This window comes from Pseudobacter ginsenosidimutans, from assembly GCF_007970185.1.
Taxonomy (GTDB): domain Bacteria; phylum Bacteroidota; class Bacteroidia; order Chitinophagales; family Chitinophagaceae; genus Pseudobacter; species Pseudobacter ginsenosidimutans.
Window position 1 is genome coordinate 298063 of record NZ_CP042431.1, and the last position, 18624, is coordinate 316686.

Here is an 18624-nt window from a genome sequence, read left to right on the forward strand (position 1 = left end):
TGCGCAATTGGAACCCGTGTGAGGTTAAGGTGATTTCATTTAAATTAAACAATTAGCTATAACATGTTAGGTTTTATTTCCAAGATCTTCGGAGGCAGTAAGTCGGAAAAAGATATCAAATCCTTCCTTCCTCTGGTAGAAAAGATCAATCAGCATTTTAGCTCTTACCAGTCACTTTCCAATGACCAGCTCAGGAACAAAACCCAGGAGTTCAAAACCCGCATCAGCGACCATCTTCGTTCCATCGACGATGAGATCACCAAACTGAATGCAGATGCAGAAGCGCTGCCCTTCAGCGATATCAACGGAAAAGAGGCCCTCTACCAGGAAGTGGACAAGCTCCGCAAAGACCGGAATAAAGCCATCGAGGAAGTACTGAAAGAGATCCTCCCCGAAGCTTTCGCCGTAGTGAAAGAAACTGCCCGCCGCTTCAAGGAGAATACCCAGATAGAATCTACCGCAACTCAACTGGACCGCGACCTCAGCGTGAAGAAAGATTATGTGCGCATCGAAGGGGATAAGTCCATTTTCAATAATTCCTGGACAGCCGGTGGCAACATCGTTACCTGGAACATGGTGCACTACGATGTACAGCTCATGGGTGGTATCGCACTGCACCAGGGCAAGATCGCAGAGATGGCTACCGGTGAAGGTAAAACGCTGGTGAGTACGCTTCCCGCCTACCTCAACGCACTCGCAGGAGCAGGCGTTCACATCGTAACCGTGAACGATTATCTCGCCAAACGTGACTCCGAGTGGAATGGCACCATCTTCGAATGGCTCGGTCTCACCGTGGATTGTATCGATAAACACCAGCCCAACAGCTCTGCACGCCGCAGCGCTTACCTGGCCGATCTTACCTACGGTACCAATAACGAATTCGGTTTCGATTACCTCCGCGATAACATGGTGCACACACCTGAAGAAATGGTGCAACGCAAACACCATTACGCCATGGTGGATGAGGTTGACTCCGTATTGATCGATGATGCGCGTACACCATTGATCATTTCAGGTCCGGTTCCCAAAGGAGATGATCAGCAATACCATATTCTCAAAAGCCGCGTTCAGCAACTGGTGGAAGCTCAGAAACAGGTGACCAACAAATACCTGAACGAAGCCAAGAAGTTATTTGCCGATGGAGATGATGATCCAAAGAGCGGAGGTCTGGCGCTGATGCGCGCTTACCGCGGTCTGCCCAAGGCCAGCGCCCTCATCAAATTCCTTAGCGAGCCCGGTGTGAGAGTGAAACTTCAGAAATCAGAGAATTACTATCTCGCCGACCAGCAGAAACAAATGCCTACTGTTGACCAGGAACTGTACTTCCATATTGATGAGAAGAACAACCAGGTAGACCTTACAGATAAAGGTATCCAGGCCATCACAAGAGCAGGTGAAGATCCTGAATTCTTCGTACTGCCGGATATCAGCGTGAACCTGGCAGAGATCGACAGAAGCGAGGACTCTGCCGAAGAGAAACTCGCACAGAAAGAAGCTATCCTCAACGAATACACTGTAAAAGCGGATCGTATCCACACCGTTCAGCAATTACTGAAAGCCTATACCCTCTTCGATAAAGACATCGAATACGTGGTAATGGATGGTCAGGTGAAGATCGTTGACGAACAAACAGGCCGTATCCTGGATGGCCGCCGTTATTCCGACGGTTTGCACCAGGCGATCGAGGCAAAGGAAAATGTGAAGATCGAAGCGGCTACCCAAACTTACGCCACCATCACCCTGCAGAACTATTTCAGGATGTACCACAAACTTGCCGGTATGACCGGTACTGCGGTTACTGAAGCAGGTGAGTTCTGGGATATTTATAAACTGGATGTAGTAACCGTTCCCACCAATGTGAAAGCGGTCCGCAAAGACCAGGAAGACCTCGTATACAAAACGAAACGCGAGAAATATAAAGCGGTGATCGATGAGATCGAAAGACTGCGCGCTGAAGGCCGTCCCGTACTGGTAGGTACTACCAACGTGGAAGTGAGTGAGCTGCTGGGCAAGATGCTGCAGGTGAAAAAGATCCCGCACAATGTATTGAACGCAAAACAACACGCCCGTGAAGCGCAGGTGGTGGCTGAAGCCGGTTTGGCCGGAGCTGTAACCATCGCTACCAATATGGCGGGTCGTGGTACGGATATCAAGCTCGGACCTGGTGTGAAAGAAGCAGGCGGTCTGGCCATCATCGGTACAGAGCGTCACGAGAGCCGTCGTGTAGACCGCCAGCTGCGTGGCCGTTCAGGCCGTCAGGGCGATCCCGGCACCACACAGTTCTATGTATCACTCGAAGATGAGCTGATGCGTCTCTTCGGAAGCGAGCGTATCGCCAAGATCATGGACCGCTTCGGATACAAAGAAGGTGAAGTGATCCAGCACAGCATGGTAACACGCAGCATCGAGCGCGCACAAAGGAAAGTGGAAGAGAACAACTTCGGCATCCGTAAACGCCTGCTCGAATATGATGACGTGATGAACAAACAACGTAACGTGATCTACGAAAAACGTAACCACGCGCTGTTTGGAGACCGTCTCGCAGTTGACCTCGATGAAGCATTCTACGGCGTTTCACAAAGCATCGTGGGCGGCTTCAAGGAGCAGAACGACTATGAAGGATTCCGCATGTCGGCCATCATGGGCTTCGGTATCGACAGCACCATCACCTCCGAAGAATTTGAAAAAGGAAACGATCAGCAACTGTCTGATAAATTATACAATGAAGCTACCGCGCGCTACCAGCGCAAGATCACAGACCTGCAAACCCAGGCTGTGCCCGTGTTCCGCAATATCCGCCAAACGCAGGGAAGCCATATCGAGAACGTGGTAGTGCCTTTCACAGATGGTAAAAAAGGAATGCAGGTACTCGCCAATCTCGACAAGACCATCCAAACGGAAGGCCGCGAGCTCACCGGCGCACTCGAGCGCCAGATCACCCTGGCCGTGATCGATGATGCCTGGAAAGAGCATCTCCGCGCCATGGATGATCTCAAACAAAGTGTACAGACCGCTTACCTGGAACAGAAAGATCCGCTGGTGATCTACAAACTCACCGCCTTCGACCTGTTCAAACAAATGGGTAGCGAACTGAATAAAGACATCGTTGGATTCCTCGCTCACGCTACAATTCCTATCGAGCAGGACAATCCGCAGCAACAACAGGCGCAGATCCGCGAAGGTCGCGAGCAGAAGACAGACATGAGCCGAATGAAAGCCAACAAGGAAGAGATCGACGCCAGGGGCGATGATTATGCAGCGAATGAGAACGATTATTTCGATCCCTCCGGAGCAGATCCAAAACAGGAGCCTGTGAAAGTTGGACCGAAGATCGGAAGGAACGATCCATGTCCCTGCGGAAGCGGTAAGAAGTTCAAGAACTGTCATGGTAAGGATGCATAAGCAGACTTACTGTATCAAATAAAAAAACGGATGCACTTTACCAGTGCATCCGTTTTTTTATTTTGCACACTCTATGTTTATTCCATCATTTCAAGAATCCCTTCATTCTCTATGATCATCAAGGAAGGGCGACAACCGCTTCTGCTACATTACGCTTCAGCTCATTATAGGCAATATCATCTGTATTTGATAATTCGTCCGAGGGGCCAATTACCTGCAATACTTTCTGCTCAATCCCTTTTCTTTTCAGGAAATTGAATGCTTCATTGCTGGCCACCCGGTAGATCCAGGCGGAAGGATTTTGAATTTCTGTCAACTGGAAACGATGCAGCCAAACGGATGAATGTGTTCTGCACCAGTTCTTCCTCCGCTGTTTCAGATTTGGTGATCCCCGTAAGATAGGAATGTAAGCGGGGGCCAAACTGGTAGAATAAGGAAGCGAAAGCGGATTCGTCGCCCGAAGCGATGCGCTGAACCTGGGTAAGCAGATCGTATGTTTGGTTGGTTTGCAAATACAGTTGTTAGCAGAACTGCAAACTACAATAAAAAAATAATAAAAAAAGATGCACAACAAGGTGCATCCTTTCCATTAAGCCTCAACCATAAAAAAGGTATCAACTAGTTCTTATATATTTCAATAGCTATCTTTCCTTCAGCTGTTACCGTTCCCCTGTACATACCTTCCGTATTGAAAGGCATTGCCACATTGCCATTCACATCCAGTGCAATCAATCCGCCATCTCCGCCGAGCTTGCCCACTTTTGCAATTACAGATTTTCCGGCATCCTGCACAGTAAAGCCTTTGTACTCCATCTGTGCGGCCAGGTCATAAGCCACTACAGAACGGATGTAGAATTCACCCCAACCGGTGCAGGATATTCCCACTGTTCCATTGGCGTAAGTTCCGGCGCCGATGATCGGCGAATCGCCCACACGACCATATTTTTTATTCGTCATACCACCAGTACTGGTGCCTGCCGCAATGAAGCCACTCTTATCCAGCACCACACAACCCACTGTTCCAAATTTGTTATCTACATTGATGGTCCCGGCTTTATGATAGCTATGATCCAGCTTTGCTTTCTGTTCATCTTCTTTGATCGCTTGCTGCAATTGTTTCCAACGCTCTTCTGTACGGAAGTACTCAGGTTTCACGATCTCCATACCTGCTTCTTTGGCAAACTGCTCTGCACCGGCTCCTACCATCATTACATGTTCTGATTTCTCCATCACTGCGCGCGCCGCAGAGATTGGATGGCGCAATGTTTTCACACCGGCAACGGCCCCTGCCTGTAATGTTTTCCCATTCATTATCGAGGCATCCAACTCATTCTTTCCATCATGCGTGAATACCGCGCCTTTACCTGCATTGAACAAGGGATTATCTTCCAGCACACGAACGGCTGCTTCCACTGCATCCAGTGCCGGCGCTCCTGTTTTCCATTTTGCATAGCCCGCTTCGAGTGCCTGTTGTAATCCTTTTTTATAGGCCGCTTCTTTTTCAGGAGTCATTTTACTTTTGAGGATGGTGCCGGCGCCGCCATGCACAACAATTACAAATTTATCTGCGGGGCTTTGCTGCCATACACCTTTATCTACCCACCACCAGTACCAGGTACCGCCTTTTGCTTTGGCTGCATCAAAGTCTGCAACAGAGAATGATCCGGCTCCTGTTGCGCTGCCCTGGATCTCATACACGCGGATCGCTTTTTGATTGGCCTTCCATTGTAGTGATTCGCCGGCTTTCACCTGTTCAGGCGCAGTGGCAGCATCAGTGATGAGGAAATAGGCTTTGCCTTCTCCTATCACTTGCGCTTTACCGTTATCATCGATGCAAACAGCCGTTCTTTCATCAGGCGCGATGCCTTTTGGAAATACTTTCCAGTCGTTGATGATCCGGCTGAGAAATGTTACATGCCTGCCCTGGCGTCTGCGTTGCGTATAGTGTTGATCCGTGAGAACATTCTTCAGGTAAGGAGGCTGCAGGAAATCGTTATTGTAAAGTGTTACATTTTTATCGAAAGGATCATTCAGTATGTCGGCAGTAGCGCTGCCGGTCTCACCGCTGTAATAGAATCCACTGAGTACGGCACAACCTGCGCTGGTGCCACCTACAGGCACTTTCTTTTGGTTGAGCAGGTAGTTGATGGCTTCGGATGTTTTTGTATTTCTCCAGAAGTTCATGTAATTGCTCTGATCACCGCCGGTAATGAATAACATCTCTGCATTACGGATAGTGTTGGCTACTTTATCATCATTGGCAACATCGCGGGAATTGATCAGTAAAGTTTCCACGGAGTTCACTTTTCCCAGTTTGGCGATATCATCGTTATACAGATAATCACCTGAAGCTCTGATCACCACTACATCTCCTCCACCGCTTCTGTCGATCATCCATTTGAAAGCACCATCCACATTGCCACCTCCGCCGATCAGTACCACACCGCCTCTGGTGGGAGTGGTAATATCTGCGGGATCGCCAGTGATTTTCAGAGAAGGATTCGATTGTGCATAAACGTTACAGGCTGCCAGCAAACCTGCTGCAGCCTGTAAAACGTATTTATTCCATTTGGTACGTATCATGATCAATAAAAAGGATTTTGTTTCAGATTTGGGTTTACCCGGAGCTCGGAGTTGGGGATCGGCCACCTGTACTGTGCTTTGGAGGGAGGCAGGTTCACTGCGCCCAATGCATTCACTGCATCCTGCGGCAGCCTTGTGATAGGCAGGTTCCATCTTCTCAGATCGTGGTGACGATGGCCCTCAAATGCCAGTTCCTTGAATCTTTCCTTTTCGATGGCATCCAGGAGAGCTTCTTTGTTAGCAAAGGTCTGATCAACATAACCACTGATCCTGGCGGCACGCAGATCATTGAGATCATCAACGCCAAGGCCCCACTGACCGTCGCCCGCATAGGCTTCGGAACGGATCAGGTACATTTCTCCGGTGCGGAATAATTTAATATCTACCAGGTTACGGTTGGTGGTTCCGTTGTTGGTGTATTTGATCACAGCATTGGGCATTTTTCCATCAGCCAGTCTTTGCGGATCGATCACGATATAGGAAGAGAAGCGGATATCATTAGCTTTATCGAAAAGATCAGTGAGCTCATGAGAGGCAGCATAATAGATCCTGGAGCCTGCGGGATTGGTGAGGAATGTTTCTTGCGTGTACACATTGCCCAGCGGTGTTTCCTCATCGGAAGGCACTCTTTTCAGCTTCCAGACCACTTCAGCGGGCGCTTCTTCATGCCAGATCTTTGGGAAATTGGCCCTGGAAGCAAGTGGCATGCCGTTGATCACTTCTGTAGCGTATTTAATGGCATTGGGCCAGTTCTTTTCATACAGGGCAACACGGGCCTGCATAGCCGAAACTGCCAGTTTCGTGATCCTGGTATTATCATCAAAACCTGAAGGGATCAGGTCCTTTGCCGCTACCAGGTCTGCATTGATCTTTAACATCGTTTCCCCAAAACTGAGACGCGCAGGTTTGGTAAGCTCAGACTTTTCCATATAGATCACTCCCATCGAATCTGCCACATAACCGGAAGCAAAATTCCTGATCAGCTCAAAGTGGCAATAGGCGCGCATCGCCAGCAACTCACCTTTATACTGTGCTTTCAATTCGGTTTCTTCACCGGGTAATGACTCGATCCCATCGATGGCAGCCAGCACGCGGTTTACCCTGTCGATAGCCTTGTAATTATCGTAGTATGCATCATGCTGGAAGCTGCCGTCATATTGCCAGCGGTAGGTTGCCACGCCACTGCCGGTGCTGTTTTCAGACGGAAGCATCACTTCATCTGTGATACGGGTAGTATAAAAGATGCTGCTGAAATAATTCAATGTACTGTATGCACCCAATAGTCCCGCATTCACATCTTTCACATTCCTGAAGGCTTTTGATGGGTCGATATCATCTGAAGGCTTCAGATCAAGTTGCTTGTTACAGGAACTGAGCGCCAGTAATGCAGTAACTGAGCCCAGTATGATATTTCTATAAAAAGTTGTATTAGTCATGATCAGGGCAATTAAAAGTTAACATTTAATCCTACAACATAGGTTCTCGGTGAAGGATAGCTGAACCTGGCATATTCATTACCATTCTCAGGATCGAAGCCTCTCCATTTTGTCCAGGTGAGCAGGTTCTGCCCCTGCAGGTTGATCTGAACACCGGTAATGAATTTCCATTTACTGATCAGTGATTTGGGCAGGTTATACCCGATGTTCACATTTCTGAGACGCACGTAAGATGCATCCTGAATATCCCTGGAGGTATAGTTCCTCGGTGCATCGATCCTGGGAAGGATGGCATTGTCACCGGGCTTTTTCCAACGGTCATACAGGAACCTTACTGATTGGTTGCTGGTAGTGAAGCTGGGATTTTCATTGAAGTAGTCTTCATTGTTATAGCGCATCACTTTCGCATTGAAAGAGAACAATGCATTGAAGTAAAAATCCTTCCAGGTAACAGCCGCATTGAAGCCACCGGTGATCACAGGAATATAAGTACCGAACTCGGCCACACTAAGCGTATTGGCATCATAGTTAGTTGTGATCTGTCCGTCGCGGGTATAATATTGAGGGTCGCCATTGGCAGGATTTACACCAGCCCATTTTGGCGCATAATGGGCGCCGTAAGGAAGACCGGGCCTGAGAATACCGGTATACTGGAACTCCATTTCTGTTTCACCACCCAGCTCAAGCACAGTGTTTTTGTTGTACCCCATATTTCCACCCACCGTTACTACCAGGTCCCTGTTCTTCACAACGTCTGCCTGCAGATCGATCTCCACACCACGGTTCCGCATTTTTCCGGAACTGACAGACAGTTCTGTGAATCCTGAAGGAGCAGGTATTTTCTGATCGAGGAAAAGATTACTGGTGATCCTGTTATAGTATTCGGCAGTCAGTCTGATCCGGTTCTGTATCAAACCAAGGTCAAATCCGATATTCAGCTCTTTCGCATACTCCCAGTCGTAATTAGGATTGCCCATGGTAGTAGGTACAATGCCATTTTCACCACCATAGGTAGCAAGACCGTAAGTAGCCAGGTAAGCGAAATCCAGGGGAAACGGACTGGCCGTAGTACCATAGCTGGTTCTGAAGCGCAGGTTGGAAATCGCATTCACATTGGCGAGAAAATCCTCACGCTTTGCTTCCCAACTCACACCAAAGGAATAGAAACCATGCCAGCGGTTATGTTCAGGCAGCGTGGAAGATCCGTCATACCTGTAACTGGCATTCAATGTGTATTTATTCATGAAAGTGTAACGGGCCAGACCGATCAGGGAAGACATGGCATTCTCCGTTCTGCCGCCACCAAGTGTTGGAGTGTAGGTAGAAGGATCACCAATGCCTGCCGGCGTATGAGGCAGTCTTGAATCCAAACCAAATCCTGTATAGTTGAACCTCCTGTATTTATTGCTCAGGAATTCATACAGGGCCGATACTTCAATATCATGATCATCATTGAATACATTATTATAGGTAAAACCTGAAGTTGATACCAGTGAAGTACGACGGCTGATACCTTCTCCGAAAGAACCAAGTCTTCCATTGGACACCCTTCTGCCTGCATAGGAATCGGGATTGATCCACTGTTCAGAAGTGATATCCCGGTAATCAACGCCCAGCCTTGTTTTGGCAACCAGTCCTCTTGCGATGGTATAGCTTAAAGACATGCTCATCACCGTTTTCAACTGGTCCTGCTTGTTGGTGGTATTCAGCATGCGTGCATATGAATCACTTCCTTCACGAAGATCGAAAACCGGATACTCATCTCCATCCTCGGTAGTTACCAGCTTGCCATCGGGCGCATAGGGGTACTCGTAAGGCAGTGCATAATAAACTGCAGACAGCGGGTTATTGGCGCCGGTGCCGTTCTCATTCTGAATGAGATTGGATTTTGAGTACCCAATGTTCAGGTTGAGGTTGGCAGAAAATTTTCCATAGGTGAAATCGAGATTGTTTTTCAGCGTGTATCTTTTCAGATCGGAAACTTTTACAAGCCCCTGCTGATCGAAATAATTGAGCGAGGTATAAAAGCGGATATTCTGATTACCGCCACTGGCGCTGATCTGTTGTTCCATGAACTTACCATTACGCATGAAGAGATCGCGCCAATCGGTATTCATGTGGAGGAGACTATCTACGATACGATCTGCCGCCGCTTGTTCAGCAGGAGATTTTCCGGAATAATCAGGATTCAGTTTTGAATAGGTCCAGAAAGGTCCGGCTTCAGATCCGGTTTCAAGGCCGATCTCTTCTTCGAACTGTTTTCTTTCCGCAGAGTTCATCATCCTGAACTTGGTGGAAGTAAGTGCAGACACTCCGTATTGTGACCTGTATTCCAATGCAAGCTTTCCTGCTTTTCCTCTTTTGGTGGTGATCACAATCACACCATTGGAACCGCGGGAACCGTAGATGGCTTTGGCAGATGCATCTTTCAGTACAGTCACTGATTCGATATCACCAGGGTTCAATGCCATGAAAGCCCCTGATTCAATGGGCACTCCATCCATCACATACAATACATCATTATTGCCTGCAATGGAGCCTACACCACGCAGCAACACCCTGGCGCTGGTTCCCGGCTGACCTGATATGGAAGAAATATTCAGGCCGGGAACACGCCCCTGCAAAGCCTGCTCGAAAGTGGCCGCAGGCACATCGTTGATCTTATCGCCTCCTATTGTTGTAGCAGCGGAAACTGATTTATTCCTTGAATAACTGGTATAACCTGTCACCACCACTTCATTGAGATTGGTAGCAGACAATCTCATCGTTACATTGATCACTGGCTTGTTGATCGATACCAGTTCTTCAACATAACCAACCAGTGTAAACTCCAGTGTTTTCGCTTTGTCGGGAACCTGAAGACTATAATTACCATTGGCATCGGTAGTGGTGCCTGCGGATGTTCCTGTTACAAGCACCGATACGCCGGCGAGCGGCTTGCCATCAGGACCGGTTACGGTTCCTTTTACAGTTTTATCCTGCGCAGGATTTTGAGCAGTGGAAAACACTACCACCAGGTTGTCTTCTTTTACAGAATAATTCAGCGGCAGTCCTTTGAAAGCCTGCGACAGTACCTGGTCCAGGTCTGCATCCCTGACGGAGATGTCGAGTTTTTTATCTGCCGGCAATGTACCGGTATGATACACGAACCTGTACAGGGTTTGCTTTTCCACCTCATTCAATAATTGTTTGAGTGTGGCCTTGTGCAGCTTGAGATTGATCTTTTGCTGGGCGAATCCATTGGCCTGTACCTGCATACAGACCATCACCAGTAAGAATGTAGTGAGCTTAACAAAATGTGATAACGGCCTCAACGAGATTCCCGGGCCGGTTGTATGGGCAGTCTTCATAACACAGTTTGGTTTATGATGATCAAATCAATGGGGCGAAATATCGATGCAAGCACCCGTTATTTACTGATAACGATACTGTCTTTCCGGATGTCGAAATTGAATGGATACGATAATTGCAATGCTTCAAGCGCTTTCAGCACAGATTCGCTTTCGAAAGTGCCTGAATAACGGTATGCTTTTACTTCTTCACTGGCAAAGCCGATCGGGATACCGTACCATTGCTGTAACCGGGCTGCAATCACCTGCAGGGGTTCGTCTTCTATCTTGAGCCGGTTCCTCACCCAGGCAATTTCTTTGGCCTTATGGTTCACGGGATCAGGGAGCATGCTCAGCACCTGGAATGGTTTGTTCTTATCTCCTTCAGTCTTATTTTCTTTATGTGTGAACACGATCTTCTGGCTGGGTGAGAGGATCACTTTATCTTCCGGATGTCCATTCCTGGTAACAGCTACTTTTCCCCTGAACAATGCCGTTTCTGTTGAATCATTGCCGGGATAAGCACTTACATTGAACACGGTTCCCAGTACCTCGATATTCACTTCTTCGGTATGTACAATGAAAGGCCTGTTTTGCTGATGGGCCACATCAAAAAATGCTTCGCCGGAAAGATGCAATTCACGGGACGATGTATTGAAATCTTTTGCCAGCACCAGTTTACTGTTGCTGCGAAGGGTTACAACAGAACCGTCTGGCAATACCACCGTTTTGCGGGGCTCATTGCCAGATACGATTCCTGTTTCGGTTGCTATGTGTTTGAAAGTTGCAGAGCTATCTGGTTTGGGGGACGAAGGTTTGAAGAAGAAATAACCGGCCGTTGCCAATGCAAGCACAGATGCAGCGATGCCGATGCGCCACCTGAACCTGTTGGGATGGATCTGGCGAACAGACTCCTGCACAGGTTCATCTTCTTTTGCCAATGCCACTTTGAGCATATCGAACCGGCGGATGCCATCTTTCAAATGCTCCAGCTGAATTGAGAGATTGCCTTGTTTGGCGCTGATGACTTCAAAAAGCCGGGCAGCCTCCTGAATGATTTCTTTTTGCTGTGGGTTCTCCCTGATCCAGGATTCCCAGAATTGAGTAGCCGAGGGATCCTTGCCCAGGCAATAGCGCTGAAAGGATTCATCGCACACAAGATCTTCAACAGTGTAGTTTTGATAATCCATGAAGGAGCCCTTTTATATACAGAGGGCGCATTCCCGGATTTTTCCCTGAAAAAAATGGAATATTTTTTTAGAATCTTTATTAGGGAAGCTATTTCAATACTTTACGCAATATTTTGATGGCGTTGTAGATGGTATTGTAGGCTGTTTTGATGCTTTGTTCCGTAGTGGCGGCCACCTGCTCATAAGTATAGCCTTCAAAGAACATGAGTCTGATCAGTTCCCTTTGTTTGGGCGTGAGTTGTTCAATGGCCTTGTGCAGTTTTTGTTTCAGCTCTTCATCATGCTGCACGCGGATAATGATCTCTTCATAAGGCAGTTCTTCGATCAGCTCTTTTTCCGTGAGTTTGTGAATAGCAGCATCGGTTTTGGAAAAATAGACCAGCTTATCTATCAGTGATCTTCGAAGTGATGTAAAAAGATAGGCCCGCACCTGCTTTACTTCATTGAGGCGTGCATGTTTATCCCAGAGCTGAAAGAACAACTGGGTAACACAATCCTTTACCAGCTCATCATTGGCCGTTATCTTCAGACCGAATCGAACGAGATGGAAATAGGTATTATTGTACAGATCGAAAAGGGCCTGCTTGTTGCCCTTCCTGATCTCTTCCCAGTAAATTATGTTCTGTTCATCATCTGTCATTCGCAGATAGTTTCGATTGGCGGATGGCTTCTTCGAGTTGCTGGTCCTGTCCCCTGCTTACCTTCCCATATTCGTTCATTACGCGTATATCCGGCTCTGTCTGGTAGTTTTCCAAATACTTTCCCCCATTCGTTTTTACGCCCATGGTTGGTACGCTGAAGCTGAGTGTTGGGTCAAGCAGGGTTTGTCCTGTCATCCAGGTACAACTGCCGGGCACCGGCATTCCGATCAGTTTGCCCATATGAAGATATTGATAGTCGTACACAAAGCAGTGACCATCGCTGTAATTTGATTCTCCTGCCAGCACCAGACTGGGTTTGGTCCAGCGGAAACCTGGCTCGATACCGGCAAGGAAATGATCGTTGGTATTGGTCCTGGTTCTGGTACCGCTCAGGAAAGTGATCAGCTCCGGAGCCAGATCGCCGCCACGATTGAAGCGGGTATCAACAATGATGCCTTTACAGTGATTGTATCTGGACAGTATTTCTTCATACACGTTACGGTAGGCTGCATCATTCATCCGGTAGAGATGAACATAACCCCATTCGCCATTGGTGCTTTTTTCTGTTTCAAGGCGATTGCGCTCTACCCATCTTTTGTAGAGCAGATCGGCTTCTTCCGAAGGCGTGAGTGCTGTTACAGTAATATTGCGAACTTTCCCTCCGCCTTTCACTTGCAGGTTTATTTGTTTACCTGATTTTCCTGTGAGATAAAAATCAATGTCTTTATCTGCTTCTATCGTTGATCCATCAACGCTGATAATGATATCACCGGGCTTTACCTCTAAGTCAGACCGTGAAAGCGGAGAATTAGAAATAAGTTCTCCGATCTTCATACCTGCCCCTTCATATTGCTGGTCATAGAAAATCCCGAGTGATCCCGTTATTTCAATATCCTTTCGCTTGTTGTTGAATGCTGCGCCGGTATGGCTAACATTCAATTCACCCAGCAACTCATTGAGCATTTCAGCGAAGTCGAAATTATTATCGATGCCGCTAAGGTATTTCCGGTAATCAATGCCAAACTGTTCCCAGTTGGCGCCGTGGTAGCCGGCAGTATAGAATGTCTGTGCTGTTCTGCGCCATACATGATCGAACATTGCTGCTCTCTCTTTTGCAGGATCGATGCTGATTTCCGTTTTTATATTCACTTTTTGTTGCGAGGCTGTTGCGGGATCGATGCGGATCACATCACCATCCGCAAGCAGGTACAACCATTTTTGTTCTTTGTCCCATTGCAGGCTTCCTCCTGGCACTTTCAGCTGTAGCAGTCTTTTTGTTTCTTTTGTACGGAGATCTATTTGCCACAGATCATAATTCTTTTCCAGTTTTGCGAGATAGAATAATGTTTTTCCATCATCACTCAGCACAGCATCCGATAATATGGCGGATGCGTTGGTAAGCCTAAGCTTTCTTTCGTTGATCCTTTCCCAGGATGCAGTTGGACCGTTGGTTGCAGACTTTACGTTCAACGTATCGGCTGAAGGAACGGAGGCATCCGCTTGTTTAATTTCATTGAAATTTCTCCAGTCCTTCTCATCGGGGAACAAGGCAAAAATATCGGTTTGTGCTGTGCCGCTGTTATCGAAACTATGTAAACCGAAACGGTCACCAGAGAAAAGGACCATCTTTCCATTCATCATCCACTTTGGTCTGGCTTCATTGAATCCGCTTTTTGTCAGATTGATAAGTCGGCCATTGCCAGAAGCGTCGATGATGCCTACTTCATCATTGCCGGCACCCTGTTCTGAAAATTGAACCAGCAGCCAGTGGCTATCCGGGCTCCATTCAAAATACTGGTCATGGTCGCGCCTGCTCACCAGTTGCTCTGCCGACAATATTTCGCGGGACTTTCCAGTTGCGATATTGTAAACCCTGAGTGTATTCCTGTTGGCGATAAAAGCGATCTCTTTCCCATCGGGCGACCAGGCAGGTTGATAATTTTCCTGGTCATTGCCGATCAATTCTTTTTCTACTATTTGCCTGGCACCGTAAAAATTCTTTCCAGTCGGCATTGCAGCCTGCATGATCTTCCAGTTACCTGAATTTTCGCTGGCATATAACAGTGAGTTGCCATCAGGAGCAAAGCTCAATCCCGCTTCCTCTCCCGGCGTTGTTGTAATTCGCCTGACATCTTTTCCAAGAATATTGCTCACAAAAACTTCGCCGCGTGCAATAAATGCCATTTCCTTTCCGGAAGGAGAAACTGCAATCTCACTGGCTTCTGTGATGGATACCTGTTTAAGTGACTGTTGTGGGGAGGCCCGAATTCTGATCAGTACTTTCTTCGGTGCAGCATTATTCTTTTTGATCCAGATCTCCCCATCGTATCCAAAACAAAGGGTATTGCTTTTTGCAATGCTGAGAAAACGAATGGGATGGTCTTTGAAAAAGGTTAATTGCTTTGGCTCGTCTTTTCCTGAAATTGAAGATTGAAAAACATTGAAGCTGCCGGACCTTTCGCTCAGATAGAAAATGGTTTGCTGGTCGTTGGAAAAAACAGGGCTTCTGTCTTCTCCTGTAAATTCACTGAGCTGACGATGCGTGTCAGTTTGTTGATCATAGACCCAGATATCTCTTGCGGCGGAAGAAACCTGGTGCTTACGCCAGGGATTCTCTCTTGCCTTTCGGTCGTGATAAATGATGATATTTTCATCTGCACTGAGTTTGGCGTCTTCAGCAGGAGTGGTCAGCAATTGTTTTACCCTGCCGCCCGCAGCGGGTACGGTATACAATTCAGGCAATGATTCGGAAGGAAATTGCCGGCACTCAGGAGCATCCATTCTTGCTGCTGAGAAAACAACGGCGTTTCCATCAGTAGTAAAATCTGAAGGGAATTCATCGGCAGCATGCCAGGTGAGTTGCTTTGCTTCTCCACCTTTGGCAGGAACAATATACAGATCAAAATTACCGGAACGGTTGCCGGCAAAGCAAACATGTTTCCCATCCTTACTCCAGACCGGCATCAGCTCCTGCCCATTCAGCTGTACCAGTAGTTTTGCTGTTCCTCCAGATGCCGGAACAGTGTAAAGATCCCCATGATAAGCAAATACAATCGTTTTTCCATCTGGTGAGAGTGCAGGGTATCTTAACCAGCTGGGGCTGTTTTGTGCCGTCAGTATTGAATTACACAATACAGAAATCAAAATCAGAACAACGCCTTTCATGTGGGACCATGCATTGATGAGCGGGTAATTTACAAAAAGGCGCTCAAAAAAAATGCCTTTAAAAACTGATACAGCTTTTAAAGGCATTCCATTATTATATTATTGCATGGACTATTTTTCTGCCTTGATAAGACCAAATTTCACACGAGCGTTCATGACTTTACTTTTATTCATCGGTGACTAAAACATTTCCACTCCCGATCATTTCAAGAATGCCTTCATTACGGATGATCATCATACCCTGTCGGTCTTCCGTGATCCCTTGCTCCAGCCGGTAGGTATACTTCGGCCTGGATCCTTCCATGATGGTAGGCAGGAACCTGAACTGTATATTGGGCGTGGCTTTCAATGCCTCTCCCACTTCGATGATATGAGTAGATACAACAAACAGGCAATCGGCATATTCCGCAAAGGCTTCCGTTACGGAGAGTGTGCCATCGTAAGCATCCTTCACATTCGTACCCTTGAACAGCTCGTCGAACATCAGCATCAGCCTCTGTCCGCTGGCAGCGGCTTCCGCAGCTTGTTTTACTCTCACCACCTCCGCATAGAAATGCGAATAACCAAGACCGATATTATCCGCCACATTGATACTCGAATACAATCCTTCACGAACGGAAAAATCAAAACGGGCCGCAGCAACGGGGAATCCCATATGCGCGAGATACAATCCAATGCCTAATGATTTCATCAGCGTAGACTTCCCGGCCATATTGGCTCCCGTAAGAAAAAGCACATTGCTGTTCTCTTTCAGCACCAGGTTATTGCCGATAGCTTTATCGATACAGGGATGCCGGAGATCATTTACAGCAAGTATATTTTTTTCAGGCGCTAACGCAGTTGCATAGTTGAATCCTTTAACAGCCGCAACATTACTCACTGCCATATTCAGATCGAGCTGATAGATGAAGGATAAAACAGCTTCCATCTCTTTTTGCATTCTGTTCTTGAGCAGGTACTCGTAGAATGCCAGTGTTTTCAGCGGTAAGTCCTGATAGATATCTGTATCCGCCAGTTTTTGCAATTGCGGCTGTGCAAGTATTTTCCTGATCTCCTCCACGCTGGCAGCAAATGGTCCGCCCAGATTACACAGCAACTCAACAATAGCAACAGTTTTTTTGATGGTAACGATAGTTGCCTGCAGACCCTGGATATTCTTTTTATACCGTTCATCTCTCGTGAGGCTCGCCAAAGTTTTTTTCACCACAGTGGAGAACAAGACCATTGCGGCACTTTTGCCGCTGGAAGTATCGATATATTCACGCATGAGATTGATCTGCTGCACATCAAATGGAAAGGCCAATGCCTGTTGCTGGAAGAACCGTAAGATGCTGCTTCGCTGGTTGATCTGTTCTGCATTGGTGAGCGGGTTGCGGAACATCTCGTCCAGCAATTGCTCCCCCCCTCTCGTTTTCACCTGATTGAACAAATGGTAAACGGATCCCTGACGGAATTTTCCGAGTAAATTCAGTTCCTCCAGCGTTTGCCTGTCTATTTTGAAACTCATAACATTTATTTTTACTCATGGTGTGGCAGTCGCTCGCCGGGAGGCGAGCGACTGCCACACTCCGATTAATTTTTACACAGCGCGCCTGCGGCCACTCTTCAGTATTTCAAGTATCCCTTCATTCCTGATAATGATCATCCCGTGACGGTCATTGGTAACGCCTTCCTCTAACGTATAGGTATATTCGGGAATATTACTTTTCATCTTCGTTGGTAAGAACCAGAATCCGATGGAAGGATTTTTCGCCAATTCATCCGCCGCTTCCACGATATGGGAAGAAATGATGAAGCGGCTGTTCTTTCTTTCCGCAAAAGCCAGCGTAATGGCCACCGTAGCTTCATGCGCATCTTTCACATTGGTGCCGCGGAAGAGCTCATCGAAAATGACAAATACAGATTTACCGGATTTCAGTTCCGCCGCCACTTTCTTCACCCGCAATACTTCCGCGTAAAAATGACTGGCTCCGATACCCAGGTTATCCGGCAGATTGATAGTAGTGTACATGCCATCCATCACGGAAAACTCCATGGAAGTGGCTGCCACGGGAAACCCCATATGTGCGATGTAAACGGCCGTTCCCACTGATCTCAGGAAGGTGCTCTTACCGGCCATGTTGGCGCCGGTAAGAAACACTACTGTCCTGTTTTTGTTCATGGCTATGTCATTAGGGACGGGATGCTGCAATTCAGGATGGTAAAGCCCCTCGATACTCAATTCCCCTGTTCCTCTTTCCAATGCTTTGGGGAAGATGAATGTCCGTTTGGCTGCTACTTTCGCAACAGAGATATACACATCCAGGGTATAGATATACGATAGCAATCGCTCTACTTTTTGCCTTTCACGCACACGAAGCAATACATCAAATGCCGTTATAGCGGCATAAGCTATCTTTCCTTTACTTTTCTCGCTAAGCACAGGTACAAAAACCGGATCGGCCAACAGGCTCTCCATCAATCCTCTTTCCTCTTCGTACGCAGCGATGTTACGTATACTACTATCTTCAATGAATTGCTTTGCCTGCTGCATCAGGGCAATAACAGCGGTAACGCCATTCTGTATATCTTTTTCACTCAGAGTCTGCTGCATTCCGTGATTCGACTGCTCATTCCTGTTAGTCAGGTATTTTTCCGCCATATCGAAAGTGGAACCTTCAAACGGGAACAAAGTATTAAATTGACAGAAATGCCCGATGATACTGCTACGCCGGTTGATGGCCTGCTTATCTGCCAGCGGCATCCGGAACATTTCCTGCAATAGCAATTCACCCCCACGGGTATGCGTATTATTATAGAGATCAAAGATGCCGGCTGTATCACGCTTGCTGAATAATCTCAGGTCATCGATGGTTTGATCGTCTGTTTGTAAGAACAT

General features: G+C 47.2%; 10 protein-coding genes. 1 reads left to right on the plus strand and 9 read right to left on the minus strand.

The window, feature by feature from the left end:
* Positions 1-63 precede the first annotated feature (63 nt).
* On the plus strand, positions 64-3402 hold the full coding sequence (secA, locus tag FSB84_RS01210; protein ID WP_130543388.1) for a preprotein translocase subunit SecA: 3339 nt from the start codon (positions 64-66) through the stop codon (positions 3400-3402).
* Positions 3403-3665: 263 nt separating this feature from the next.
* Here secA and FSB84_RS01220 read toward each other — a convergent pair whose 3' ends face one another.
* From FSB84_RS01220 to FSB84_RS01260, 9 genes are all read right to left on the minus strand, one after another.
* Positions 3666-3914, minus strand: a complete 249-nt coding sequence (locus FSB84_RS01220; protein ID WP_130543387.1) for an RNA polymerase sigma factor — start codon at positions 3912-3914, stop codon at positions 3666-3668.
* Between the two features lie 106 nt (positions 3915-4020).
* Positions 4021-5985, minus strand: coding sequence for an isoaspartyl peptidase/L-asparaginase (locus FSB84_RS01225; RefSeq protein WP_130543386.1), 1965 nt, complete (start codon positions 5983-5985; stop codon positions 4021-4023).
* 2 nt (positions 5986-5987) lie between these two features.
* On the minus strand, positions 5988-7421 hold the full coding sequence (locus tag FSB84_RS01230) for a RagB/SusD family nutrient uptake outer membrane protein (protein WP_130543385.1): 1434 nt from the start codon (positions 7419-7421) through the stop codon (positions 5988-5990).
* A gap of 11 nt (positions 7422-7432) precedes the next feature.
* Positions 7433-10771, minus strand: coding sequence for a TonB-dependent receptor (locus FSB84_RS01235; RefSeq protein ID WP_130543384.1), 3339 nt, complete (start codon positions 10769-10771; stop codon positions 7433-7435).
* Between the two features lie 59 nt (positions 10772-10830).
* The gene (locus tag FSB84_RS01240; RefSeq protein ID WP_130543383.1) at positions 10831-11940 is read right to left on the minus strand and encodes a FecR family protein; all 1110 of its coding nucleotides are present in this window, start codon (positions 11938-11940) and stop codon (positions 10831-10833) included.
* 88 nt (positions 11941-12028) lie between these two features.
* On the minus strand, positions 12029-12580 hold the full coding sequence (locus tag FSB84_RS01245; RefSeq protein WP_130543382.1) for an RNA polymerase sigma factor: 552 nt from the start codon (positions 12578-12580) through the stop codon (positions 12029-12031).
* The gene (locus tag FSB84_RS01250; protein WP_130543381.1) at positions 12570-15746 is read right to left on the minus strand and encodes a S41 family peptidase; all 3177 of its coding nucleotides are present in this window, start codon (positions 15744-15746) and stop codon (positions 12570-12572) included. The genes FSB84_RS01245 and FSB84_RS01250 overlap by 11 nt, the downstream gene beginning before the upstream one ends.
* A gap of 166 nt (positions 15747-15912) precedes the next feature.
* The gene (locus FSB84_RS01255; RefSeq protein ID WP_130543380.1) at positions 15913-17253 is read right to left on the minus strand and encodes a MutS-related protein; all 1341 of its coding nucleotides are present in this window, start codon (positions 17251-17253) and stop codon (positions 15913-15915) included.
* Between the two features lie 72 nt (positions 17254-17325).
* A complete protein-coding gene (locus tag FSB84_RS01260) occupies positions 17326-18624 on the minus strand; it encodes a MutS-related protein (RefSeq protein WP_130543379.1) in 1299 nt (432 codons plus the stop codon).

Coding starts and splice junctions, on each gene's coding strand:
- FSB84_RS01235 (WP_130543384.1), bottom strand. CDS start 10,771: ATGAAGACTGCCCATACAACCGGCCCGGGAATCTCGTTGAGGCCGTTA.
- FSB84_RS01255 (WP_130543380.1), bottom strand. CDS start 17,253: ATGAGTTTCAAAATAGACAGGCAAACGCTGGAGGAACTGAATTTACTC.
- FSB84_RS01240 (WP_130543383.1), bottom strand. CDS start 11,940: ATGGATTATCAAAACTACACTGTTGAAGATCTTGTGTGCGATGAATCC.
- secA (WP_130543388.1), top strand. CDS start 64: ATGTTAGGTTTTATTTCCAAGATCTTCGGAGGCAGTAAGTCGGAAAAA.
- FSB84_RS01250 (WP_130543381.1), bottom strand. CDS start 15,746: ATGAAAGGCGTTGTTCTGATTTTGATTTCTGTATTGTGTAATTCAATA.
- FSB84_RS01225 (WP_130543386.1), bottom strand. CDS start 5,985: ATGATACGTACCAAATGGAATAAATACGTTTTACAGGCTGCAGCAGGT.
- FSB84_RS01260 (WP_130543379.1), bottom strand. CDS start 18,624: ATGTTCTTACAAACAGACGATCAAACCATCGATGACCTGAGATTATTC.
- FSB84_RS01230 (WP_130543385.1), bottom strand. CDS start 7,421: ATGACTAATACAACTTTTTATAGAAATATCATACTGGGCTCAGTTACT.
- FSB84_RS01245 (WP_130543382.1), bottom strand. CDS start 12,580: ATGACAGATGATGAACAGAACATAATTTACTGGGAAGAGATCAGGAAG.